Source organism: Leptospira ryugenii, assembly GCF_003114855.1.
In the GTDB taxonomy this organism is placed as follows: Bacteria; Spirochaetota; Leptospiria; order Leptospirales; family Leptospiraceae; genus Leptospira_A; species Leptospira_A ryugenii.
This window is the reverse complement of sequence record NZ_BFBB01000009.1, coordinates 58,292-82,589: the sequence shown is the minus strand read 5'-3', so window position 1 is coordinate 82,589 and position 24,298 is coordinate 58,292. Positions and strand designations below refer to the sequence as shown.

Annotated in this window: 18 protein-coding genes; 9 read left to right on the top strand and 9 right to left on the bottom strand. The window is 41.5% G+C overall.

The genetic code is table 11. From position 1 onward, the window contains the following. Positions 1–64 precede the first annotated feature (64 nt). The 5 genes from DI060_RS17335 to DI060_RS17315 form a co-directional block, all read right to left on the bottom strand. Positions 65–1,507, bottom strand: coding sequence for a glutamate synthase subunit beta (locus tag DI060_RS17335; protein ID WP_108978261.1), 1,443 nt, complete (start codon positions 1,505–1,507; stop codon positions 65–67). Continuing rightward, positions 1,500–6,077, bottom strand: coding sequence for a glutamate synthase large subunit (gene gltB / locus DI060_RS17330; protein WP_108978260.1), 4,578 nt, complete (start codon positions 6,075–6,077; stop codon positions 1,500–1,502). Before gltB ends, DI060_RS17335 begins: the two co-directional genes overlap by 8 nt. A gap of 277 nt (positions 6,078–6,354) precedes the next feature. Next, positions 6,355–6,882 (bottom strand): shikimate kinase, encoded by a 528-nt coding sequence (locus DI060_RS17325; RefSeq protein WP_108978259.1) that lies wholly within the window; start codon positions 6,880–6,882, stop codon positions 6,355–6,357. 1 nt (position 6,883) lies between these two features. After that, positions 6,884–7,738, bottom strand: coding sequence for an HDOD domain-containing protein (locus DI060_RS17320; RefSeq protein ID WP_108978258.1), 855 nt, complete (start codon positions 7,736–7,738; stop codon positions 6,884–6,886). Positions 7,739–7,744: 6 nt separating this feature from the next. Further along, positions 7,745–8,248 carry a chemotaxis protein CheD gene (locus tag DI060_RS17315; RefSeq protein ID WP_108978257.1) on the bottom strand — a complete coding sequence of 168 codons (504 nt, stop codon included), beginning with the start codon at positions 8,246–8,248 and terminating at the stop codon, positions 7,745–7,747. Positions 8,249–8,308: 60 nt separating this feature from the next. Between DI060_RS17315 and DI060_RS17310 the strand changes: the two genes are divergently transcribed. From DI060_RS17310 to DI060_RS17300, 3 genes are read left to right on the top strand one after another with little or no spacing between them, the layout of a single operon-like run. Further along, positions 8,309–9,535, top strand: a complete 1,227-nt coding sequence (locus tag DI060_RS17310; RefSeq protein ID WP_108978256.1) for a TraB/GumN family protein — start codon at positions 8,309–8,311, stop codon at positions 9,533–9,535. A 19-nt stretch (positions 9,536–9,554) separates the two neighbouring features. Further along, positions 9,555–9,944, top strand: a complete 390-nt coding sequence (locus tag DI060_RS17305; RefSeq protein WP_108978255.1) for a hypothetical protein — start codon at positions 9,555–9,557, stop codon at positions 9,942–9,944. Between the two features lie 55 nt (positions 9,945–9,999). Beyond that, positions 10,000–10,446: a four-helix bundle copper-binding protein gene (locus DI060_RS17300; protein WP_108978254.1), complete on the top strand. Its 447-nt coding sequence runs from the start codon at positions 10,000–10,002 to the stop codon at positions 10,444–10,446. A 3-nt stretch (positions 10,447–10,449) separates the two neighbouring features. Here the strand turns inward: DI060_RS17300 and DI060_RS17295 are convergent, their stop codons facing one another. From DI060_RS17295 to DI060_RS17285, 3 genes are read right to left on the bottom strand one after another with little or no spacing between them, the layout of a single operon-like run. Then, complete coding sequence (locus DI060_RS17295) at positions 10,450–11,259, bottom strand: esterase/lipase family protein (RefSeq protein ID WP_108978253.1); 810 nt, start codon at positions 11,257–11,259, stop codon at positions 10,450–10,452. A 47-nt stretch (positions 11,260–11,306) separates the two neighbouring features. Further along, complete coding sequence (locus DI060_RS17290; protein WP_108978252.1) at positions 11,307–13,475, bottom strand: adenylate/guanylate cyclase domain-containing protein; 2,169 nt, start codon at positions 13,473–13,475, stop codon at positions 11,307–11,309. Further along, the gene (locus DI060_RS17285; protein WP_108978251.1) at positions 13,475–14,689 is read right to left on the bottom strand and encodes a M48 family metalloprotease; all 1,215 of its coding nucleotides are present in this window, start codon (positions 14,687–14,689) and stop codon (positions 13,475–13,477) included. Before DI060_RS17285 ends, DI060_RS17290 begins: the two co-directional genes overlap by 1 nt. A 98-nt stretch (positions 14,690–14,787) precedes the next feature. Between DI060_RS17285 and DI060_RS17280 the strand changes: the two genes are divergently transcribed. Genes DI060_RS17280 through DI060_RS19375 form a run of 5 tightly spaced genes read left to right on the top strand, consistent with a single transcriptional unit; the run spans position 14,788 to position 19,863 of the window. Further along, positions 14,788–16,329, top strand: a complete 1,542-nt coding sequence (locus tag DI060_RS17280; protein ID WP_135355093.1) for a hypothetical protein — start codon at positions 14,788–14,790, stop codon at positions 16,327–16,329. Positions 16,330–16,332: 3 nt separating this feature from the next. Next, positions 16,333–17,796 carry an OmpP1/FadL family transporter gene (locus DI060_RS17275; RefSeq protein WP_108978249.1) on the top strand — a complete coding sequence of 488 codons (1,464 nt, stop codon included), beginning with the start codon at positions 16,333–16,335 and terminating at the stop codon, positions 17,794–17,796. Between the two features lie 4 nt (positions 17,797–17,800). After that, positions 17,801–18,163 (top strand): hypothetical protein, encoded by a 363-nt coding sequence (locus tag DI060_RS17270; protein WP_108978248.1) that lies wholly within the window; start codon positions 17,801–17,803, stop codon positions 18,161–18,163. A gap of 15 nt (positions 18,164–18,178) precedes the next feature. Then, on the top strand, positions 18,179–19,597 hold the full coding sequence (locus tag DI060_RS17265; RefSeq protein ID WP_244594486.1) for a UTP--glucose-1-phosphate uridylyltransferase: 1,419 nt from the start codon (positions 18,179–18,181) through the stop codon (positions 19,595–19,597). A gap of 2 nt (positions 19,598–19,599) precedes the next feature. Then, on the top strand, positions 19,600–19,863 hold the full coding sequence (locus tag DI060_RS19375) for an LA_0364 family Cys-rich lipoprotein (RefSeq protein ID WP_108978247.1): 264 nt from the start codon (positions 19,600–19,602) through the stop codon (positions 19,861–19,863). 1 nt (position 19,864) lies between these two features. On the opposite strand, the gene DI060_RS17255 is transcribed toward DI060_RS19375, so the two are convergent. After that, complete coding sequence (locus tag DI060_RS17255; RefSeq protein ID WP_135355092.1) at positions 19,865–22,267, bottom strand: C1 family peptidase; 2,403 nt, start codon at positions 22,265–22,267, stop codon at positions 19,865–19,867. Between the two features lie 177 nt (positions 22,268–22,444). Here DI060_RS17255 and DI060_RS17250 point away from each other — a divergent pair, with 177 nt between their 5' ends. Beyond that, positions 22,445–24,289, top strand: coding sequence for a hypothetical protein (locus DI060_RS17250; RefSeq protein WP_108978245.1), 1,845 nt, complete (start codon positions 22,445–22,447; stop codon positions 24,287–24,289). The last annotated feature ends 9 nt before the right edge of the window (positions 24,290–24,298 follow it).

Sequence of the window (24,298 nt, the reverse complement as noted above, 5' to 3'; positions counted from 1 at the left end):
CCTCGGACAAATACCCTTCTGCGGAGGAAGTGTGTCAAAAGTGTTCCATCCCTATGGATAGATCTTAAACTTCTACCTCTTGTGTGAGAAACTGGTGCACTTGTTCGGCGCACTTTCTACCTTCCGAGATTGCCCAAACGATAAGAGACTGGCCTCTACGCACGTCACCGCAGGCGTATACCTTTGGTAAACTTGTGGCAAAGGAACCAGGCTTTGTACCAAAGGATGCTTTGACATTCCCTCTTGGGTCAAGTTCCATCCCTTCCTGAATCAAATCTTCAAGAAGCCCATCGCGGATCGGGTTCACAAATCCCATGGCTAGTAGAACTAGGTCGGCCGGCCACTCGAACTCAGTTCCAGGGACAGGGACTAATTTTCCGTTCTCCTCTTTTACCTCTGTGCCATAGATAGAGGTCAACTCACCTTTTTCGTTTCCTTTGAAACCCAAAGTAGAGATTGCCCATTTGCGATTTACACCTTCTTCGTGTGATGTGGACGTTCTGTACATTTTGGGATACAATGGCCAAGGCGTTGAGCTATCTCTTTCTTTTGGTGGTTCTGGGAACAACTCAATTTGAGTGATTGACTTTGCTCCATGTCGGTTGGAAGTTCCGACACAATCCGATCCAGTATCGCCACCACCGATTACAATGACATGTTTGTCTTTTGCGGAGATGATTTCCAATTGGTCGCCTGCAACATACTTGTTATTTTTGCCAAGGAATTCCATGGCAAAGTGAACACCTTTAAGTTCTCTTCCAGGTAGAGGGAGATCTCTAGGGACTTCGGAACCGCAGGCAAGAACAATCGCATCAAAATCAGCTTGCAACTGTTTTGTGGAGATATCTTTACCAACATTTACATTGGTTTTAAATATAACTCCTTCTGCCTCCATTTGCTTCATGCGACGGTCAATATGGCGTTTTTCCATTTTAAAATCGGGGATACCATAGCGGAGGAGCCCACCGATTCTATCATTCTTTTCGAAAATGGTAACACTATGTCCAGCCCTGGCCAATTGTTGTCCACAAGCAAGGCCTGCTGGCCCAGAGCCAATCACTGCAATTTTTTTACCCGACTTTTTTGACGCGGGTTCTGGTATGACCCAACCTTCATCCCAGGCTCGATCAACAATTGTTCTTTCAATTGCTTTGATGGAAACTGGCGGTTCAATGATACCTAACGTGCAGGCAGACTCACAAGGAGCAGGGCATAATCTGCCTGTAAATTCAGGAAAGTTATTTGTTTTGCTAAGATTTTCCCAAGCTTCCTTCCATCTGCCCTTAAAAACAAAATCATTGAATTCAGGGATGAGGTTGTCTACCGGACAACCTGTATCCCCATGGCAAAAGGGAATGCCACAATCCATACAGCGTGCACCTTGCTGTTTGGCGGTATCGTCTGGAAAGGACTTCTCAAACTCTTTATAATTTTTGATCCTTTCGTTAGGTGCGATTTTTTGAAGGTACTCTTTTTTGAACTCTAAAAATCCTGTTGGTTTACCCACGTGCTCCAACCCCCTCTTTTTTCTGTGCGGAAGCATCTGTTCCATTTTTCATCTTAAGTAATGCTTTTTTGTAATCTGTTGGAATTACTTTGATAAATTTTGGCAACTCTTGGTCCCAGTTTGCAAGGATCTCAGTGGCTCTTTTAGATCCAGTGTATAGCTTTAAATTTTCAATTAGAGATTTAACTTCTGCAATCTCAGTTACATCTGTTATGCTTTCTAATTCTACCATTTCCTGGTTGATCATTGTCTTAGCTGTACCTTTCCGATCCCAAATGTAAGCGATTCCTCCGGACATACCTGCCGCAAAATTTCTGCCGATATCGCCAAGGATAACGGCACGTCCACCTGTCATGTATTCACAACCATGGTCGCCTGTGCCTTCAACAACAACCACTGCGCCAGAATTTCTGACACAAAATCTTTCCCCCGCCAAGCCATTGATATAGGCATGGCCACTGGTTGCACCAATGAAGCAGGTGTTTCCAATGATGATGTTTTCTTCGGCAGGGTAGGGAGCAGATTTTGGAGTTTCAAAGATCAGTTTTCCGCCACAAAGTCCTTTCCCAACATAGTCATTGCCCTCGCCAACTAGCTTAAAGGTCATGCCGTGAGTGATAAAGGCGCCAAAGGATTGGCCTGCTGTACCTTCAAAGTTGATCTTTATGGTATCTTCCTTTAATCCTTCCAAACCATATTTCTTTGTGACTTCGTGCGAGAGCATAGTGCCCACTGAACGATTTAAATTCACTATGGGAGCATTGATTTCTAACTTTTGTTGGTGGTCAATAGCCGCCCTTGCTTTTCGGATGAGTTCATTGTCAATCTGCTCATCTAAATGGTGGTTTTGTTCTTTAGCTCGATATAGACCTGTCGGAAAGATTGGGTTTGGTCTATGTAAAACTTTCGTAAAGTCCAATCCTCTGGCTTTCCAGTGGTGGTGTGGACGTTTGAACTTAATTTTTTCAACCTGACCTATCATCTCTTCAAATGTTCGGAAACCAAGTTTTGCCATGATCTCTCTCACTTCTTCTGCAACGAAAGTCATAAAGTTCACAACGTACTCTGGTTTACCGGTAAACTTGCTTCTGAGGAACTCATCCTGAGTCGCAACACCGACTGGGCATGTATTCAAATGACATTTACGCATCATGATACATCCTACTGCAACTAGTGCAGAAGTAGAGAATCCAAACTCTTCCGCACCTAGTAATGCTCCAACGACAACGTCTTTACCGGTTAAGAGCTTTCCATCAACTGCTAAGTACACTCTGTCCCGAAGCCCATTGGCAACGAGAGTTTGGTGAGTTTCCGAAAGACCAAGCTCCCATGGTGTACCAGCATGGTGAATGGATGAGATAGGGCTTGCACCCGTTCCACCTTCATGCCCTGCAATTAAAATATGGTCAGCATGAGCTTTTGCTACTCCCGCCGCCACAGTTCCTACACCTGATTCAGAAACGAGTTTTACAGAAACCCTTGCGCGTGGGTTTGAGTTTTTTAGATCAAAGATCAACTGTTTCAAATCCTCAATGGAATAAATATCATGGTGAGGTGGTGGAGAGATCAGTGTCACACCTGGAGTGGAATATCTAAGTCTTCCGATATAATCATCTACCTTATGGCCTGGGAGCTGACCACCTTCTCCTGGTTTTGCGCCTTGAGCCATTTTAATTTGTAAGTCATCAGCATTTGTTAGGTATTCCATGGTAACACCAAAACGAGCAGAGGCTACCTGTTTGATGGCAGAGCGCATAGAATCACCATTCGGAAGGGTTTTGAAACGGATTGGGTCTTCCCCACCTTCGCCTGTGTTCGACTTTGCGCCAATTCTATTCATCGCTATCGCAAGTGTGGTATGGGCTTCCCAAGAGATTGAACCATGGCTCATAGCTCCTGTTTGGAATCGCTTCAAGATTGATTTTACGGACTCTACCTCATCCAAAGGGATTTCCTTTGAACCCTCAAAATCTAATTGGAACAAACTTCTGAGTGTAATCAATCGATCATGTTGGTTATCAATCAATTGGGCAAACTCTTTGAAAGTTTGGTAATTCCCTGTCTGCACTGCTTGCTGTAATTTGTGTACGGTTGTTGGTGTGTATAGGTGAGTATCTCCATTTTTTCGGAAATAATGGACTCCGCCTGGTTCCAGGTTATTGGGATAAAACCTTGGGTCATATGCATTTTTATGGCGGCGAACAGTTTCCTCTTCCAACATCTCGAGAGATAGACCTTCAATCTTTGATTGGGTACCAGCAAAGTAATAGTTCACTAGTTCAGAATCGAGTCCTACCGCCTCAAAGATCTGTGCCCCGCAATACGATTGCAAAGTAGAGATTCCCATCTTAGAGAAGACTTTAAAAAGACCTTTGCCAATGGACTTAATGTACTTTTTCTTTGCATCCTTATACTCTTTGATTTCAGGGATAAGACCTTGTTGAGTTAAGTCTGCAATCGTTTCGAATGCCAGGTAAGGGTTGATAGCATTTGCTCCGTAACCACATAACAACGCAAAGTGAGCGACTTCTCTGGGTTCCCCTGATTCAAGGACGATGCCAGCACGTGTCCTTAATCCTTCTCTGATGAGAAAATGGTGTAAGCCTGCTACAGCTAATAGTGAAGGTATGGCCGCTTTTTCGGCCGAAACTCCATGGTCTGTGAGGATGATTAAGTTCACACCATTTTCACGGATTGCTTTTGCTGCTTCTTTGCAGACACGATCTAGAGAGTTTCTCATATCGTGCTTTTTGTTCGGTTCAAATAGAATTTCAAAGGTCTTAGATTTGAAATGCCCCTCGCTAATCTGTTTGATTTTTTCAAAATCTTCGTTGGTAAGAATTGGGTGTTCCAATTCTAAACGATGCGCGTGCTCGGCTGTCTCATCTAAAAGATTTCCCTCTGGACCGATATAGGTAGTCAGCTCCATCACCAATTCTTCTCGGATGGGATCGATAGGAGGGTTGGTCACCTGCGCAAAATTTTGTTTAAAATAGCGGAAGAGGGGTTGGGGTTTTTCGCTAAGCACAGCCAAAGCGGAATCAACACCCATGGAACCGACTGGTTCTTCACCATTGACAGCCATAGGTTTAATGATCGTAAAAACATCTTCATGGGTGTAGCCAAAGGCTCTTTGCCTTTCTAGGATGGTTTCGTGTTGCGGTTGTTTTACGAAATCTGGATCTGGCAAAGAACCCAAACGGATCATTTTTTCTTCCACCCATTTACGGTATGGTTTCTGAGTAGAAATTTGTTTTTTGATTTCTTCGTCGTCTAGGATTTGGCCTTTTTCCATATCGATGAGTAACATCCGGCCTGGTCGCAAACGATCCTGTTTTACAACTTCAGAAGGAGGTAGGTTGAGTACACCAGCTTCTGAAGAAAGGATGATTTCATCTTGTTTGGTCACAACATAACGAGCAGGTCTTAGTCCATTTCTGTCCAAAGTTGCGCCGATGATTCTACCATCTGTAAAAGCAATGGCTGCTGGGCCGTCCCAGGGTTCCATAATCGTCGCATGGTATTCATAGAATGCTCTGCGGTCAGGATCCATATCTTTGTTCTTTGACCATGCTTCTGGGATCATCATCATTACCGCATGTGGCAAACTTCTTCCACCCATCACGAGTAGTTCTAAAACTGTATCGAAAGTAGCTGTATCCGATTGTCCTTCCATGACGATGGGCAACATTCTCTTAAGCTCATCTCCATATAACGGAGATTCCATGACCATCTGCCTTGCGGCCATCCAGTTCATATTGCCCCGGAGCGTATTGATTTCCCCATTGTGAGCGATTTGGCGATATGGGTGCGCCAAATCCCAAGTAGGGAAGGTGTTGGTTGAGAAACGAGTGTGGGTGAGGCAAAATGCAGAAGTTAGATCTGGGGATTTTAGGTCTTCATAAAATTTTTTGACCTGGTCACCCAATAACATTCCTTTGTATACAATCGTACGAGAAGAAAAACTTGGTACATAATACTGCGATCTATCCAATTTATATTCTGTTCGGATCCTTCTGTCTATCAGACGGCGGATCAGAAAAAGCTTTCTTTCAAACTCATCAGAGGTTTTGATCTTTTTTGATTTTTTTCCGATAAACACCTGTTTGAAGACAGGCATGGTCTTTGATGCTACAACGCCCGCATACTCTTTATTCACAGGGACATCTCGAAAGCCTAAGAATTCTTCACCTTCATCGACTATGATTTTCTCGATTACGTTTTCTATGGCCTCTCGTGTGTCTTTGTTTTGGGGCAAAAATAGAAACCCAACTGCATAGTCGCCTTCTTTTGGAAGGTTAAATGGCAGTGTTTTTCGAAAGAAGGCATCGGGGATATTGATCATGATCCCAGCACCATCTCCAGTCTTTGGGTCTGCTCCTTCTGCACCTCTGTGCTCTAGATTGCACATGAGGCGGATACCTTTGTCTATGATGTCACGGGAGCGTTTGCCCTTGTAATTGGCAATGAAACCGACCCCACAAGAGTCTTTATCATCTGCTGGGTCGTACATGCCTTGCGCTTGGGGTCCAAGGCTTGGGAGAGAGTAAGGATGTCGTTCTGTGTGCATGGGTATCCTTCCTGAAGCAAGTAATGTACCTTGTTTTCAAAAAAGGATTTCATGTCGAATCCTTTTGAAATCAGCAATTTGTGATGATTTTGAGCAAATGGAGAAAATTAAAAATGTACTACTATAAGGCATTTAGCTCTCATTATAGACGTATTGTTTATAAAGTGAGCAAAAATAGGGTAGTACCCATAAGCAAGTTTGGTAGGAACTAAACAAGACGGTCAGGAATGAGGCGGAACCAAAAAATGCTAAAAATATAGGCAAAATGGAAAAAAATTCAGAGTAAGAGTAACTTTTTGATCTCTTTTGCTATTTCTTCTTTGGACTTGCCGTCCGCTTGGCAGATGTGGTGCGCTGCCTCTCTATAGAGGGGAAGGCGTTTAGTTAGAATTTCAGAATATGCTTTTTTATTGGAAAGATCCGGCCTAGTTTTATCTCCAATCACTTTGCCAACAAGCTCATCAAAATCTCTTTCCAAAAGAATAATTTTACCAATTTTTCGGAGTAAATGCAATTTTCTCTGACTGATGATCTCAGTTTCATCTTCTGCGAGGTCAAACAGAATCCCACCTCCACAATCTAAAATCAGATTATGAGCATATTCTAATTTTTTTAAAATCTGGTATTCTAGTTCACGGAAATGTTTCCATCCATGTTTATTTACAATTTCGGGGATACTCAGTCCACCTTCTTCGTAAACTGCTACAGAGTCAGTAGATACAACTGGAAATTGTAAAAGTTTTGAAAGAGAGCGTGAGACTTTTGACTTCCCAACACCGCGTGGGCCAATTAATATCAGGTTCATTTTACATATTTAAGAGATCAGCAAGACCAGCTTGTAGATCGGGTATATGAGTAAAATAGTTTTGGATATCTAAATCGGTGATACCTGTCTTCTGCAGGGCAAAGGGGGAGAGGGGAACCGATTCTCCACCGATGTCGATTCCGATCCCCGAAACAACAATCAGAATACTCGCAACGTGGACCACACTCGTGAGCAATGGGTTCACTTGAGAAGCCTCGGGGTTTAGATAATGTGCCGCCACATCTACTAATTCATTTGGGAAGTTCCATTGTTTGAGTAAAATTTCGGAGACTTCCATATGTGTATAGCCAAAGTACTTCTTTTCTAATACAGGGAAGGGTTCTTTAAAGTCCTTTAACTCTGCACGTAAGTCGTTCATAACAGGCTGAAAGAATTGAGCTAAAACGATTTTGCCAACGCTACATAAAAGACCAGAGGTAAAGGCTAGGTCTTTATCTAGACCGAGTTTTTTGTGTATGGAGATCTTACTCGACATCTCGGCAACCAACAAAGATGCCGTCCACAATTGGGCAGCTTCCAATTGGTATTGGTTTAAGTCTTGTGCTAGGATACCTTTTGCGGCTGTGACCAAAACGATTTCTTTGACAGTTTTTGTGCCCAAAGTCATCAGAGCCTCTTGGACAGTACGGATTGGCTTTGATGCTCTGTAGTAGGCTGAGTTTGATAGTTTGATGACGGAAGCAGTGATAGCAGGGTCCTTTGAAATCTCAGTAGCTAAATCAGTGATGTTCACATCGGGCTTTTGTAATTTTTCCAGTACCTTCGTTACCACAGAGGAAATGGAAGGAAGTTTTGTAATGTCTTTTAAAACGAGATCAACTTTATCCTTTTCCATAGCCGACTAACGCACCTTATATAGGTATTTTTCCATACCCGCTTTTTTTAATAAAACTCTTCCATCATCACAATACAAACTGATCGTTCTGCCTTCGTTCCCAGCCACATCTTCTACGATGATGGGTACTTTGAGGTCTTCCATAAACTTTCTTACGATTTGTATATTTTGTTCTCCAATGTTTTGTAAAAAATTGGAATTGATGCCTTTAAACATCGAGGCACCACCGAACATACGGCAAGAAAATTTGCCAACAGGCGAACCTGCTTCTTTCATCATCCGAATGAGTTCGGGCAGCGCAGTTTCACCATATTTGTGTGGGAACTTGAGGCTGTCTTTTCCGGTGGGGTCTTTTGCTAACATTATATGGGAGATTGCACCAATTTTTTGCTCTGGGTCATATAAAACGATCCCAATGCAAGACCCCAAAGTTGTACGTAGGACAACATCGGCTGCTCCCACTTTGATATCTGCAATTCCTACGTTGATTATTTTAGATTTTATGGACATCTAGATTGTTCTTTAAAGAATGGAACCATTCAGATCGTTTTGAGATTAAACTCCCCACATATGCCTTCAATCAAAAAATCAGCAACCAAAACAAAAAGCAGCAGAAAATCAGGTTTTACAACGGATGAGCCTTATCATGTCGAATACATAGGTAAGACTGAAGTTCATTTATTGGGAACTGCCCATATTTCAGAAAAGAGTGTAGAAGCCGTCGAAGCTCTTGTGGAAAAGGTAAAACCGGATGCCATCTGCGTTGAGTTATGTGATTCTAGAATGAAATCTTTAGAAGATCCTGATTATCTGAAAAAAATGGATATCTTTAAGGTATTCAAAGAAAGAAAAATGTGGCTCCTACTTTCAAGCCTCATTCTATCCTCTTTCCAAAAAAAAATGGGGAACCAGAAAGTCAGACCTGGCGATGAAATGAGGAAAGGCATTCAATTGGGTAGGGAGAAAGGATTGTTAGTCGTTCCTGTCGATCGGGAGATCCAAACCACTCTAAAACGTGCCTGGGGAAATGTTGGTTTTTTTTCTAAGACATTTTTGTTCTCTGCTCTTATCACTTCTTTGTTTGTAAAAGAAGATGTATCCGTTGAAAAGATTGAGGAAATGAAAAGTGAAGATATTCTAAATGATCTATTTTCTCAACTGCCCAGACGTTATGATTCCATTCGTAATGTTATCATTGATGAAAGAGATATCTATCTTTCAGAAAAGATTAGAAGAGTAGCTCTCGAAGGTAAATTTAAAAAGATCATCGCTATCGTTGGGGCGGGGCACCTAAAAGGAATCTTACAGCATATCCAACATGAGCATCCTTTAGAACCACTCGAAAGTTTGCCGAAGAGTTCTTGGTTAGATTATGCTAAGATTGCTATTTATCCGATTTTCTTTGCTGGTCTGATTGGTTACACAACATATACGCAAGGGAAAGAAGCGGGCGGCGACATCCTCTCTCAATTGGTTTGGATCAAAGGTGGTCTAGCCGCTTTCGGAGCTTTGGTCGCTTGGGGGCACCCGATTTCCATTTTTCTTGCTTTTTTAACGGCACCCATCGGTACCTTTGTTCCGATCTTCAAGGCTGGCTGGGTGGCAGCATTGAGTGAGTCCTATTTACGTAAACCGACTGTGGAAGATTTTGAAAAGATTGCAGAAGACTCGGAAACAGTCTCCGGATTTTGGAGAAATAGAGTCATTCGAATCTTTCTCATCTTTTTTCTACCTCAAATTGGATCTACGGTTGGTACCTTTTTGGTAGCTTGGAAAGGAATTCGAAATCTTTTTTAAATCGATTTCGTCTATAGATATGATGGGAAGAAAAATACTCAACGCCACACTTCTTGTTGGATTTCTCCTCTTTTGGGCTTGTCGCTCTTCCCTTCTCGAGGCATGCCCTCAAATCCAGACTTCTCTCGGAAAGGCAGAAAGATCTCTGCCTCCTTGTCACCAATCCCAAAGCAAACAAGATTCCGAACACAAAGACTGTTCCTGTCCACTCGCCTACCAAGAAGTATGGGAAAAGGCCTACTCACCTCTAGAGAGCACTAAACACAACGAACACAATGTTCTCCAATTCATAGATAATAGTGATCTTTCGCGATTCGTTTTATTGAGAAACGCGCCTAGTTCAAGAAAGATTCGATCCTTTCCGAGTTCTAATTCACAATTTTTGCAAACGATTCGACTTTTGATCTGAGATTGGTTCGACCATTCTTTCCTTACTTAAGATTAGATTCAAAAGGAGTTATGATATGAATCGCAAACAATTTGTTACCAATTCCGCTGCACTTTTTGCAGGAGCAAGTCTTCTTTCTAACCTCGCTGCAGAAGACCACAAACATGATCCATCCATGAAAATGAGTTCTGGCAATTCAAAGTATAGTAAGGCATTAATGTCGGCTATCCACTGTAAGTTGGCCGCAGAACTATGTTTGAGCCATTGTATTTCCGAGATGGCAGGTGGAGATAAGAGCTTAGGATCTTGTGCGAGCTCTACAAAAGAAGTGATCGCAGCTTGCGATGCTTTTATTAGCTTAGCTAGCCAGAATTCTTCGTTTACTAAGAAGTCTGCACAACTCTGCGCAGAAATTTGCCAATCCTGTGCAAAAGAGTGTAAAAAACATGCAGACCACCATAAAGAATGCAAAGACTGTATGGAAAGCTGTCTATCTTGTGCTAAAGAAATGGCTAAGGTTTAAAACTTAGCGTTTTTTCTTTTTCGCGGGCGAGGATGTTTTCTTTGCCTGCGTTTTTTTCTTAGCAACTGTTTTCTTCGCTGACTTTCGTTTTGGATCATACTTCGAAAAATCTACGATCTCTACTTTCTTCGGCGCGGCAAAATCTAAACTTGGTTTGGCACCAATACTAGCCATAATAGGGTCTTTGGGTGTGCCTAAAAATTCTCGGATTGTTCGGAGATTTTCTTTTCTCCTAACTAAGTTGTAGTTTCCAGGAATGTCAAACCAGAGGTCACGGCCTTGGCCAAACTCTGTACTTTCTTGAGGCGAAAAGGAAAAGTCTTCTATCGCTGAAAGTGGTTGGAAAAGAGGAAAGAAGAGGGCATTTTTGTAATTCTTTGTCACCCAATCGGATTGGTATGCCCAGAACGAATACCGAGTGTTTTTAAATGTTTCTGAGCCATGATACGGAGTACCCAATGTAATAAGTCTTTTTACCTTTCGTCTGGCCTCATCTGGAAGGATTAGCACTACCAAGCCACCTGTATTGTGAGCAATCAAAGTTACATCGTTAGGTGCCGTTAGGATTTGTTTTGCTAAGTGCTGTACTGCCTCTTCGAGTGATTTGGGTTTGCGAAGAGTAGAAAGGATGCCTACATGAAACCCTAAATTGTCTAAATTTGATTTCAGCCTACGATAAAAACCTTTCCCTGCTTCCCATCCAGGTACGATCAATATATCTTTGCCAGAACAATCCTCAGGCTCCAAATGTCCAGGTAAGAAAAAATAGAGTTTCGCCCAAAATTGTTCGAGGGTATCGAGAAGCCGAAGCATATTAAGAAGATTTTGCCTTTAGAATTTCTTGTCGAGGAAAAAGTGAATTACTTGGTCGTTCTTGTAAATACCCCATCCCAAGTAAGGGGAGGAGGCTCCCGAAACAAAATCTTACAACGTTCTATCAAAGCGATGCAAGATGCGTCATCTTTACCAAAAAAGTGCATGGCCTCTTCAAAACTTCGAATGGCTTTGTCCCATTGTTGGCTACTATACAGTTGGAATGCATTGCGGTAGATTGTCTCGCCTGATATAAGAGTTTCTGTGACCTCAGTTTTCTTACAAATCAATCCATAGATCTTCACAGGGGCATCCTTCCCTTTGACGCGGATTTTGTCCAAAAAACGAAAATGGAACTCATCTTTGCAGGCAGATTCAATGGTTTCTGAGACGAGAACATTCATGCCATAATCTTTGGCAGCAGCTTCCAATCGAGAGGCCAGGTTTACTGTATCTCCCATCATTGTATAAGATGCCAAACTGTCCGTACCCATAAACCCGACTTTTGCAAGCCCACAATTGAGTCCGATACGAAATTTCATATTACGAGCAGAGGGGGTATAATCATTGTTAATGATCCACTGCTTTCGTAAAATTTCCAGTCGGTCTACCATTTCTAATGCAGATTTACAGGCCATTTTAGGATGGTCTGGGTAAAAGATTGGTGCACCGTATATCCCAACAATGGCATCACCTATGTATTTGTCCAAGGTACCTGAATTTGCTTTTAGAATTTCAGTCATTGCCGAAAGGTACTCATTTAACAATCGAGCTAAGTCACTTGCTGTCAACTCTTCACTAATACTTGAAAAACCAGCAACATCAGAAAAAAATGCAGTGATTTCCCATTCTCCACCTCTTTTTAGTGTTTCCATATCATCTAAGGCTTGTGATACGACACCTGGATCGACTAAGTTTCGTAATATGCTATTAAATTTTCTTTTTTCTTTTCCTTCTGTATACGTTAAGTAAGCAAATCCAAGAAGGTAGGAAAGCGGAAATGAAATCAGAGTATAGGAGCTAGGTAAAACAAGATTATTTCTATAGAGAATGTAAAATGCAGAGAGGAAAATACCGAATGCAAAAAAAGGAAATAAATTTCGAAACCAATGGGCTTGGGACACAAACAAAACATATAAGCTGATGAGGAGCAAAAGTCCTGCAAAGAGTATTCCCAAGTATTCTTCCAATTCTCTTAAACAATGTCCTTGGATGACATTCGAGGCAAAAACAGACTGTGCCATTACTCCTGGGAAAAGTCCATAGGGTATGACAACATCGTCATGCGTGGATGCAGCCGATGTACCTAAAATTACAATCTTATTGGCAAAAACGCTGGGAGAAACAATCAATTGCTCTGGGTCTTCCACTTCGCCTTTTTGGATTTGTTTCATCGACTCTATGATGCCGGCAGCGGAATAACGAGGGATGGACCGTACCTCTTCTTCCGAATAAAAATAGGTACGAACCAAGCCCTTGTTGCCAAGAGGGATGGATGTTCTCTTCCCATCTTCCCTCTCTAACTCTAATTCTCCATCCTTCCATTCTATTTCCAATGGTTTACCTTCGGCAAACGCTTGTATGGGGAGTGTAGGGTAGTGCAACTCATGCCAGCGCATAAGGGGTGAAAACCGGCGTAGGACTCCATCTGTATCAGGGATCACATTGACGACATGGATTGCGGGTGTAGTATTCCCAATACCGCCATTGGGAAAAGCCGCACTCTCATAGATGGGAAAGGGACTCGTGTCAGGAAGAGGAATTTCGAATCTTTTGAATCGCTCTGCAACAGTAGGAAGGATTTTTGAACCAGGGTCGATTCGAAAGTTTGCGGCATGTGAAATGCCACCGATCTGGTCATTTGCATCTATTAAGGCCTGGTCATAGTCCGATCGCTCCGTAAACATGATATCAATTAAAATAATCTTGGGTGGCTGAATCAAGTGGGTGAAGCTAAGTAAAGTAGGGTATACATTGCGTTTCCAAGGCCATTGCCCAAATGCGAGTTCGTCGGCATATTTGGCAATGCTTTGTTCATCTATATCAATGATAACAATCTCATCCGACATATGATAGTGGTGTGGTAGGATTGCGAACAGTCCGTCCGAAAACTTTCGGTTTAAGTAGCTAGAAACTCCTGAAATAAATAAAAGAAAGATCAAAAATAAAGGGAGTATAACGACTAAAATAAGTGGGAAAAGATACTTTTGATTCATTAATTCAGAAATGCCTTATAACGGTACCAACGTTCTTTGGGTGAGGGGACATTTTTGATTTGTGCTGTCGCTTCGGCTTTCACCAGTTTTGCGATTCGGCTGGAGGTATCAGGATGAGTCTTTTTTAAAGTATCTGCCTTATCCAATTTGCTCAGACTGATCAAATAGTTGCTGAGACCTGCGACTCCATAGCCAGTACTACCCGCATAGACAACACCAGCTTCATCCGCTTCATACTCTGCTTGGCTGTCTCTTCCCGATTCAAACAATTGTTTTTCCATCTCATCCAATAGATTAGCAGTTGTTTGGTTGACAACTTCTGCACCTGGTGGACTAAGGAGACTAGAAATTATATCTAAATAGACATTGTTTTGTATAAACTCTCCAGAATGAAATAAGGCAACATGGCCGATTTCATGACCAAGAACGCCAGCCAGTTCTGATTCCGATCGGATGTTTTTTAAAGCACCTTTTGTGATCAAAATAAATCCACCAGGACAGGCAAAAGCATTGACCTCTTCGGTATCTAATACTCCAAAAGTGAAACTCAGTTCGGGGCGTGAAGAATTAGAGGCAATCTGTTTTCCGACTTGGCCCAGATAGACGGTGAAATCTTTATTTTTCCAGAGTGGGTATTTTCTTAGGAGTCTAGCTGCGAGCGACCTTCCCACTTTAACTTCTGCTTTTGTTTCTTCGGAAACAGAGCCTACCTTTCTTTCTTCTGGCTTAGCAAATGCAGTAGACGAAGTGCCATTTGTTTGATTCGTATCTACTTTGCTTTCTGTTCCCAGCGATTCCAACCAACGCAAACTTTCGAAATCGTATAGATCCGCCCCACCTCTAACCCGCATCTTTTCCGTTTCAGAAAGCCCTCGAGCGGCCGCAGTCTTCGTAAAATCAGAGGCCCTTTGTCTTGCCACCACCGCCTCAACGGATTGGCTTTTGCTGCCTAATTGGATTTGGCTGCTAGGCGGAAGAGGAGAGACAAATAACTTGGAGACCCATCCTGTCTTTTCATTGGTCCTTACCTGTACGAACAAACCTTGTTCTGTGATGGGAGTTAACTTTTCCCCTAAGGGAAGCAAACTGCCTTCTGCATTCATTTGCGGCTCTGCCAAAAGTTTTGCTTTAGGGTTTTGTACGTAAAGTGCTCCTTTGCTGTACACATTCACAACTGAAAATATAAATAAGGAAAGCAGAAGCAGCTTGCGCATGGGTAGAAGGGAATGGAAGGGAAGAGAAAAAGAAACTCTTTTTTCAAATTTCTCTTTGGTATTGACAGCCTTAGCTCAATGCCTTAGCCTACCCAAGCATGTGGCGAATCCTTTCTTTGATTCTCTCTATCCTCTTGGTAAGCTCTTGCCAGAAAAAAAAGGATGATAGCAACTCTATAGAAAATCTTTTAGGCCGGTTATTGATCCGAAATGCCTTGCTTGGCTCTTCTGCGATCAATCCTGAGCTACCTAAAAACATAGCTGTCCCTATCCCTCGCTCTTTGCGTAAGCCAAGCACCACAGGTAGTGCTAACATACGATCAGGCCAGACTCCGAGAGGTGTTTCCAAGGCTTTGGATGCTGTCGACTTTTATCTGAGTGGTTACTCCTCTCAATTTGATATGTTAGGAGCTGGCGAAGTATTGGGGGAGATTTTACAAGAGTCCAAACGCGATTTGATATTGGTGAGTGCAGCGTATTCGGAAGCAAAATCAAAGCCAGGTACATGCATTCCTGGAGGATTTACCACAGTATCTATCACACAATCTATGTTAGATGAGATGGTTGATGGATTGGAGCGATTGGGTTTGTCACCTGACGAAGCCAAGGCGGAGCTTTTAAATCTTCAAAATGAAGGGGTATTGCCACAGCTTGGGCAACAAGTACCTACACCTGCTATGCAATTCCGAGCTCTATCGACTGGCGATTATGATAGCGAGATTTCCTATTCTCTTTCAGATTCTATTGGCACACCGCAAGCCTGCCCATCCAATGGGAAATACCAAAAAGTCATCCGGTTCAACACAGAACTTACGGCTGTCCTAACTTCAATTTCCAGAAGTGTAACCATTGTTGGTAGTTCCATTCGGGTCAATGCATCAGTTCGTTACTCCAACGAATCTGGCAAAAAGGATAAGACTCTCGTGCGCATGACTCGTGCCGTAAGCAATGGCCGTGGCAACACTACACTCACCAAAACCAAAACATTGATCGAAGAATGCGAACGTGAGTCGGCCAACAATACGAGCGGTTGTGTAACCTTAAAGTACAAAAATGAAGTAAAGAGCGGTGATTCTTACGTGAGTACGGAAGTGGAGGGCCGGACAGACAACGATGGCGGCTACTTACGATCCATTTACTTTGATGATTCGGATGCTGCGAATGTTTATTTTTATGAAGAAACCTTCGATGCAGAAGGCAATGCCGATTACTATTACATTGCATATATTGATGTAACAACTGACACAACCAATGATGAAGCTGAACTAGGGTTTTATGATTCCTCGATCTATGGAAAGTACTACGAGTCAACCTATCGCTTTGAAGGTGAAATCTTTGTAAAACTTTCAAATGTTGGTACGACGTTTGGAACTGGTTCCTTTGCTGCGGAAGATTATGCTGTATATTATCCGAATGGCATCAATCCAAACAATGATCCTTTGGAAGAATACCTCTTGGGCTACATCACGGGGAGTGCCAGTGATGGCTCGAATATCGATTTAACAAATACAGATGACTATTATACGGAGTTCTATGGAGATGCCGCCGATTTGACTGGCCTTAAGGTTTGGAGAGGGGTTCTCAAAGAGGATGGCACTTTTACCTATACCTTGATCACTGGCACGGTAGTACAAATTTAAACCATGACATACAGACAAAAATCCCTTCTACTTCTTTCTTTATTCTTATACTTAGCTTTGGTTCCGAGTCTCTATGCATCTGAACCTTTCCATAATATCCAAGGATTTTATGGGGAACGGGCGGCAGGGCTTGCGGGAGCATTTACCGCGATTGCAGATGATCCATCGGGAGCCTACTACAACCCTGCTGGATTAGGTTTTACCTATCATGATGGCATTTCGATCTCAGCTAGTAACTTCAAAAATGTAAAAAGAAGCTACATCAATATTGATACACCAGGACAAACCTATAACCAAACACATAGAGGTTTTGATCCAAATTTCATAGGACTACTCAAAAACTACGATCGATGGAAATTCGCCTTCTCCATTGTAAATACATACAATTACGAATACAACCGGGCTGACCAGGTAAACTACCCCTTGGTTGCCCCTAGCATCAATACGACAAGGAACTATACCAAAGAAAGATACAATCAGTTGCTAATCGGTCCAAGCCTTGCCTATTTGATCAATGACCGTCTTTCCGTTGGGGCTACACTCTATTATATCAATGACACCAAGGATATATCTCGGACTCAATTCCAACAATTCTCAGACTTGTCTTACGTGATGCGGAGTTTCGTAGACAATCGTACTACCTCTGGGCTAATGCCTGTTTTGGGTATACAGTTCCAACCTATGCCTAAACTCTCCTTGGGGGCAAGTATCCGCAGAACGATTGTTACGGGTGGGAGTAGGCTCTATAATGAAGTGTATGTGGATTCTTTAAGGCCACGGGGTAGTTCTGCTGTTGATTTTATTGAAGGTACAGGATCTGGTTTTTCTTCAGTAGAAAATGGTGCGATTACGAGCCGACCAAAAATGATCACATCGATTCCAGAAACCACCGAGCTGAGAGCTGGTGTCGCGTATTTTCCAAGTTCCCGATTTTTGGCCTCCTTTGATATCATACATACGTCAGGATACAAAAAGTTTCGTTCGCAGGACCAAGTAAGTGTTCGGGGCAATCGAGTTACCTACGCTCTGAATGACCAAGAAATTCGTGAGCTCACAAGATTTGCCACCACCAATTTTGCCTTTGGTATGGAATACTACCTGGCAGATACCTTTTCCGTGTTAGGTGGAATTTTTACAAATGAGCCAAATACAAAACCGATATCCTGGACCGACTCCGCCATTGACCTATACTTGCAATCTGTCATAGGAAACCAACTGAGAGCTGGCAATGAAAACACCTCGCTTGTCTATAACATTGCTAGGACAGGGACAGACCCGAGAAATGAATACTCAAAGAATCGAGGCTTTAGCATTGGTTTTTCTTGGCAGACTTCAAAATCATCTCTATCGGTTACTTTGATCCAAGAAAATGGAAGAGGCAATTCCCGGATTGACCCCAATTCACTCTCCCAGGCTTTTGAATACAGTGCGCAGTCTATCTATATCATGGTCTCCTCTAAAAACTAGACCGGTGAGAATCTTAGGTTTTTGTTTGCTTCTCTGGTTTGGCTTGTCGCAAGGGCTTTTTGCTGAGAGTCGACCTGATTACCGAAAGGCTCGTGAGACCTTGCCCCTCGCTTGGGAGAGGCTGTACCCTTTGCCTTTTGACCGGATTCTGAAAGAAGATCCGAAAAAGTTGGGTATCCAAAAGGAGAAAAGGGGTGATGGACGCATAGTCTATATCTACAACTTCCTTGTGTTCATGCCAAAATATGACCGAAATGAAAATGAGCCCAAAAAAAGGGATGAAGGAAGAGAAATCCTGGTATATTTCCTATGGGAACCAGGAAATCTGGAAGTCCCGTACCGCATCCAGCTTGGGGATTTGAACTAACACCGAGGGGAACCTATGCCAGTCTCAAAAGAAACTTCTGATCAATTGATCCGCGAGAAAATGAAACGTGAAGGATTGAGTGAGGCTTTCATTCAAGATTTTTTAGATAAGGTGGACCAAGTTCGAAAAGGAGAAACGGGAATCGTATCTTGGGAAACCGTCGGAGATTTAGACCCAATACAAGATGAGATCACCCTAGAGCAAATCCAAAGCCACTACCCAGAAACAAAAGCCAACTTAGCAAAGTTAGTTGTAATCAAATTAAATGGAGGTCTTGGTACCTCCATGGGTTTAGAAAAAGCAAAATCACTAATACCAATCAAAGACAATCGTTCCTTTTTATCTGTCATGGCTGACCAGGTTACCTACATTCGGAATCATTATGGCATTGAGATTCCTTTAATTTTAATGGATTCCTATAATACCCAAGAAGATTCACAAGCTGAACTGAAAAGAATTGGATTCCAGCAAACATTGCCCACAAGTTTTCTCCAACACAAAGTCCCTCGCCTAAGCAAAGATGACTTTGTTCCTGTGTCTTTAACAAAACCCAAAGAAGAGTGGTGTCCACCTGGACATGGAGATATTCATTTTACCTTAGTGGAAACTGGATTGATAGACTCATTAATTGAAAAAGGTTATGAGATCGCGTTTCTATCCAATGGCGATAACTTAGGTGCGACAGTTGATTCTCATATAGTTTCCTTTATGTTAGAAGAAGGGATTCAGTTTGCAATGGAAATGACGCCAAAAACCCTTGCAGATAAAAAAGGAGGCGCCATTTATCGTAAGTTAATTGATGGGAAATTCACTCAATTTGAACTTTTAGAGACAGCCCAAGTTCCAAAAGAACATGAACATGAATTTAGTGGCCTCGGTAAATTTCGGACGTTTTCCACAAACAACCTCTGGATCAATCTACGCGCATTGCGGGATAGATTTAACAGTGGGAATTTTTCGCTCTCCTTAATTGTAAATCCCAAAAAGGTGGAAGGACAGGACGTCCTCCAATTGGAGACTGCTATGGGCTCTGCTGTCGGAAATTTCTCAAAGTTTAAAGGGATCATAATCCCCCGAGATCGATTTGCCCCTGTTAAAAAAACGGAAGATTATTTGATCAGGCGAAGCGATGCGTATTCATTAAATAAAGACTTTTCTCTTACAATGTCTGCCGAAAGGAAAAAACTTGGATTAGGTGAGATGTTGGTCACATTAGATGAAAAGTATTACAAGAAAATCAATGACTTTGATCAATTGTTTAAAGTTTACCCATCATTAGTGAAATGTGAAGAGCTGGAAATCCATGGCGAAGTGGTTTTTGATCAGGCAATTTCCATTGAAGGGAAAGTTATCATCAAAAATGAGACTGGAAAACGCAAAAACATATCCGAGCTAAACCTTAAAACGGTTACAAACCAAACGCTGCATTTCTAATCGTGAAATTTTTGATTTTCATTAGTTTATTTTCGGTTCTATTTATAGCCAATTGCGGGGCCCCTTTTTCACCACGTTCTGAATGTATCCAGAGGAATCGGTGCTCTACGATAGAAGGGGAATGCTTTTTAAGAAATGATTTATATTATAAATTTGTAACCAATTCGCCAAACTATTCAGAGGCAGATCTCGCAATCCTTTCACAATCATGCCTGGGCCTACGAAACCGATGCCGAAAGAATTGTGAGAGCTCTACACTATTTTAGTTTATTCTCGTACAAAGGACAATCGGCTTTTTTCTGGCAGTAAATCTTTCTCGTAGACTTCAGCAGATAAGGAATCATACTGATTTGACAATTGGATTTTCCATTTTCCTTTTTCTTCTATGAGAAGAGCATCTATGATGTAGCTTCCTCGGAAAAATTCTTTTTGGTTCCACTTCAAAACAAATTCGTCATCAGACAATGATTCTATATCTAGTTTGATCGGCTTCACAGATGATTTACCATCCCAATACATAGCGGTCCATGGTCCGAGGAATCGACTTAGATTGGACTCACCAAAAGTCCTCACTTTTTTTAAGTCTTTAACTGGTTCTGTTTGCACGTAAACAAGAGAGTTTGAGAAGAAACTTTCCTCTTTGTTGCTTTCTTTTGCTGTGAGTGCTAAAAAATGGAAGGTTTGTTTGCTCAAATCTGGGATAGGGATCTCAGTTTCATTGGCATCAATCTTTCTCAGTAAGTTCCATTTTTTATTTTCCTTAGTTCTTACGTAAAGTTGATAACTTTCCACATTCTTCAATTGGTTCCACCTTAGCATCAGTCCTTGTTTTTTATCATTTGTGAAACTGATCAAAGGGGTTTTACTTCTTTCTCCTCGTGCGGCTGTGAGATTTACATAGCCACTTTCTAATTTAGACGGAAGGGAATAACTTAGGTCTTCAAACTGAACAACGATTGCATATAGATAATCAGATTGAGAAAAGTCAGAGTCAATGAACTCCGTCTCCTTAGTCCTTGCAATGATTCCCCAATCACTTTCCCCACTTTTGGTCCTCAAAACTAGGTAGTTCTTTGCGGCAGGAATTTCGTTCCAGCGAACTAAAATTTGACGGTTCAACTCACCTTTTGAAACAAAAATTTGATCGGGAGGATTTCTGAGCTGTTGTAAAGGATCGAGGTATCCTCCCGCATAACTAGAACCATCCGCCATTAAATTTCCTTTGCTAGGTACAACTCTGTAGACTTCGACGTCTCCGTTCTTGCTCGCTTTGAAATCTATAAATTTTGTCTGGTTTGTTTTACCTAAAAACTTAAAAAGTTTTGAACTAGCATTCCATTTATATATGGAATATTGATCCGCACTGAGATGGGGATCCCAAGTGAGTAGGATCCTATCATTATAAATACCTTTACTCGCTTCCAAGTTAGTGATGGGTAAAAGTTCAGTAATCTTTTGTTCGGTCGAAGCAAAACTTTCATTTGACTCATGAGATGGCTTTGAAGATTTTTCTTCGGTTAGGCTAACAATACGATAGGTGTAGGTTTGATTTTTTTGTACCCCAAAGTCTTCAAAACTATGGCTCCTAGATAGTCCGACCAATTCAAATTTCTTTTCATTCTTCCGTCTTCGGTAAATCTCATAACCGATAACCTGTGGAACTTTTGTCCAAACTACGCGGATCTTATTTTCAAATTCTCCTTTAGATGCATACACATCTTTTGGTGGGGCTATTCCTTGCCAGGCATCCGATTCAAGTAGCTCAAATAGATCATTTTCCTTTTGTAAGGTAAATCGGTCACGCGATAGAATGGCAGTATAGGCGATTTGCGTCAATTGTTGGAAACTGGTATAATCAATCCAAGCATAACCTTGGTCTCCCCATTCCTTTCCCCAAGAATTTAAAATACGAAAAGCACGCAAATCATCATCATATCCGATTACAACTACGGATTGAGCACCAAATGTTTGTTTGGAGTTCTTAAATTTGTAAACAGAACTTCCTTTAAATTGAAGGAAGTCATCAAAGCATAAGATATTCGTAACAACTGGTTTCTCTTTGGCCAGGAGATACTTTATATATTTAATTTGTGTCGTGTTGACCTTTTGAATTTCTTCGATTCGGTTTTGTCTACCCACTTCAATGAGATTGGCATTTGGCCTGACTTTAAATGTATCCGCGAGATAAGGGTATTCTCTTAAAGAAACCGAGCCTCTACTTTGTACGAAGAAAAGAGCGTCCAGAAGAGAGATGCCTTGGTCACGGCCACCATTCAAGGAATGATAGATATACGCTGGTGAATAGACAGAGGCTGTCCCATTCTCTGATCTTGGGTCTAGGTCTTTAAGATTTTTCTTGCCCTTGTCTTTTGCGACCAGAAAGGAAACGAGTCCATAGCCCACCGCAAAGGCAGCGCTGTTTTTTTGTTTCACCTGATTTCCAGGAGGAGGGTAAAGGCTTTCCAAAGAGACTTGGTTTGGTAGAGTGAAGGTCTCATCAACTTTGTATTCCGGTACGGACTCAAAGAGTTCAAAAGGGTCAATCTGTGTTCCAGTAGGAAAGGGGGATTGGTTTGTTGGGTCACCTTTGATGGGGCGTGATAGGAAACCCACAAAAGACAAAATCGATATCGAAACCAAGGTGAGGGCGAGGATTCCGTTTCGTTTCATGTAAATGCCTCCCAAAAGAGGTGCCGTATCCCAATCTTTCTCTCTAGCCAAAGAGAGAAAGTGAAAAACAGGTCTATTTTGGAATCCCGTTGGGGGAAATCTGTTAAAAAATATACAATTTCAGTGTGAATTGTACCAGTATGGCTTCACAAAAAGGAGAGAGATACTAAATACAGTATGGTGAAGATATTAAAGTCGGTTCCTTTTTTCGTACTTTCCGTGTTCCTACTTGGCTACTATGCAGTGAAGGCTTGGCAGGTCTTTCTGAATGATTGCCCCAATAACGATTTTTTATCATGGGATGAAAACATTCGGTTGTCTCAAGTACTGGACCAATCGGTTGATTTGCGAAATGGAAACTATTGGAATGGAATCCTACCTTTTTTTGAGTCTCCTACCTGGCCCCCCCTTCGTTCTCTAACGACTTTTTTACTCCTCTATTTGCCAACAGATTGGCCTATCCCATGGAGAGATTCTTTCCAAGGTTTACTCTACCTAATCCTTACATTTCCCGCACTTTTTCTCATTCTCATTCGAATGACAAATTCTATGTTTTGGGGCTCGGCATTTAGTTTTTTTGTGATGGTACTCTGCATTCAAACAAGAGAAATTCCTGTCTACTCATTAACTTCTATGTTGGAAACCCAAGCGATGTTCTTTTTGCTGTTGGCTACCTTTTCCGTATATCAGCTGTACCTTGAAGATAACCAGAAACAAGAAAAAAATAGTACAAAGTATTTAGTATTTATTTCTCTATTTGGCTTTTATTTTACAAAATACCCCTATGGAATTTTATTTTTTATCTCCTGCATTGTTTACGAAGTAATTCGTTCTGGAAGAACATACAAAGATTTCGTTATATACTTATATAAAAATTATGCGAAGGGATTTCGGCTATTTTATTTGGTTTTTGTTGTGGCAATGGTTTTATCTCTTCCAATCGTAAGAGTAGTATCAGATCTCAATTTAAACCAAAGACAGTTCAAATCTTTTATGTTTTACATCACTGTCCTACTTTTCATAGACTTTTCGAGCTTTATCTATAGAAAAAGAGAAATTGTGAAATCTATACTTCCAAGAACTGTTCAAATTCTCTGGGTTTACGCAATTTTCCCCGCATTTTTTTGGCTTTTCTTGAATCCGGACAGAGTGAACGCACTAATTGATGCACAAATGATCGTGAATCAATACACACGTAGTTTTTTTCTTACACTCTGGACTGAACCAGGTTTGGATCCAAAGGTGCCAGGTGTCTTTGATTTCATCTGGGGATTCAGGGCTTTGCTTTTAATCTCTTGTGTTTCATTATTTTATTTTATCGCGAGGTCTGGTTATAAAATCCAGGACAAGCTGAAAGATCCGTTATTGGCCGCAAGTCTCATTTTATTTTTAGAGCTTTTGATCTTAGAACTAACAACAGGCAATAAACAACCAAGACACGTGCTCCAATTTATCCCTGCGATGGGTGTCCTAGGATTTGTATGGATACATCGTTTTGTCCAAGCAGCTGAAAATCGAAATCATAGAATTTTATCACATGTCGTATTAATATCGGTTATGTCCTTAGTTGGCTATAATCTCTTTTCTGAAGAAGGACTATTGACTGGTCGTTTTTTCGAAACCAGAGCTATGTGTTACCGTGGCAAGGATGTTCGAATTTTCCAGCCAGCAAGGGAAATCGCCGAACAATTAACGCCCGAAAAGAATTATATTCTAATAAATGCTTTTCATGATCAAAGTAAGTATAGCACAAAAGGTAGGTTAATTGCCTCCGATTTTGATTTGGCTATGAAGTTAAAAACGTACACAAAGGGCTCCGTGCGCAATGACCACAAATACCGATGGAAAGATTGGAATCAATTTGATTCTATTTTGCTCTTAAGTGATTCATGTCCTGATTCGTTCGTTGAAGAAAAATTTGAAAACCGCTCAAAGATGTTGACCGTAAAGTCAACATTATTGAAGACATATAGAGAGAGTTCTGGAATTGCCTGTTTACAGGAGTACCAAATCATAAAATGAGAGGTTCTT

Bases quoted from the DNA above. Each gene is read 5' to 3' on its own strand.
- gltB (WP_108978260.1), bottom strand. From the start codon at position 6,077: ATGCACACAGAACGACATCCTTACTCTCTCCCAAGCCTTGGACCCCAA.
- DI060_RS17325 (WP_108978259.1), bottom strand. From the start codon at position 6,882: ATGAACCTGATATTAATTGGCCCACGCGGTGTTGGGAAGTCAAAAGTC.
- DI060_RS17320 (WP_108978258.1), bottom strand. From the start codon at position 7,738: ATGGAAAAGGATAAAGTTGATCTCGTTTTAAAAGACATTACAAAACTT.
- DI060_RS17315 (WP_108978257.1), bottom strand. From the start codon at position 8,248: ATGTCCATAAAATCTAAAATAATCAACGTAGGAATTGCAGATATCAAA.
- DI060_RS17310 (WP_108978256.1), top strand. From the start codon at position 8,309: ATGCCTTCAATCAAAAAATCAGCAACCAAAACAAAAAGCAGCAGAAAA.
- DI060_RS17305 (WP_108978255.1), top strand. From the start codon at position 9,555: ATGATGGGAAGAAAAATACTCAACGCCACACTTCTTGTTGGATTTCTC.
- DI060_RS17300 (WP_108978254.1), top strand. From the start codon at position 10,000: ATGAATCGCAAACAATTTGTTACCAATTCCGCTGCACTTTTTGCAGGA.
- DI060_RS17295 (WP_108978253.1), bottom strand. From the start codon at position 11,259: ATGCTTCGGCTTCTCGATACCCTCGAACAATTTTGGGCGAAACTCTAT.
- DI060_RS17290 (WP_108978252.1), bottom strand. From the start codon at position 13,475: ATGAATCAAAAGTATCTTTTCCCACTTATTTTAGTCGTTATACTCCCT.
- DI060_RS17285 (WP_108978251.1), bottom strand. From the start codon at position 14,689: ATGCGCAAGCTGCTTCTGCTTTCCTTATTTATATTTTCAGTTGTGAAT.
- DI060_RS17280 (WP_135355093.1), top strand. From the start codon at position 14,788: ATGTGGCGAATCCTTTCTTTGATTCTCTCTATCCTCTTGGTAAGCTCT.
- DI060_RS17275 (WP_108978249.1), top strand. From the start codon at position 16,333: ATGACATACAGACAAAAATCCCTTCTACTTCTTTCTTTATTCTTATAC.
- DI060_RS17265 (WP_244594486.1), top strand. From the start codon at position 18,179: ATGCCAGTCTCAAAAGAAACTTCTGATCAATTGATCCGCGAGAAAATG.
- DI060_RS17255 (WP_135355092.1), bottom strand. From the start codon at position 22,267: ATGAAACGAAACGGAATCCTCGCCCTCACCTTGGTTTCGATATCGATT.
- DI060_RS17250 (WP_108978245.1), top strand. From the start codon at position 22,445: ATGGTGAAGATATTAAAGTCGGTTCCTTTTTTCGTACTTTCCGTGTTC.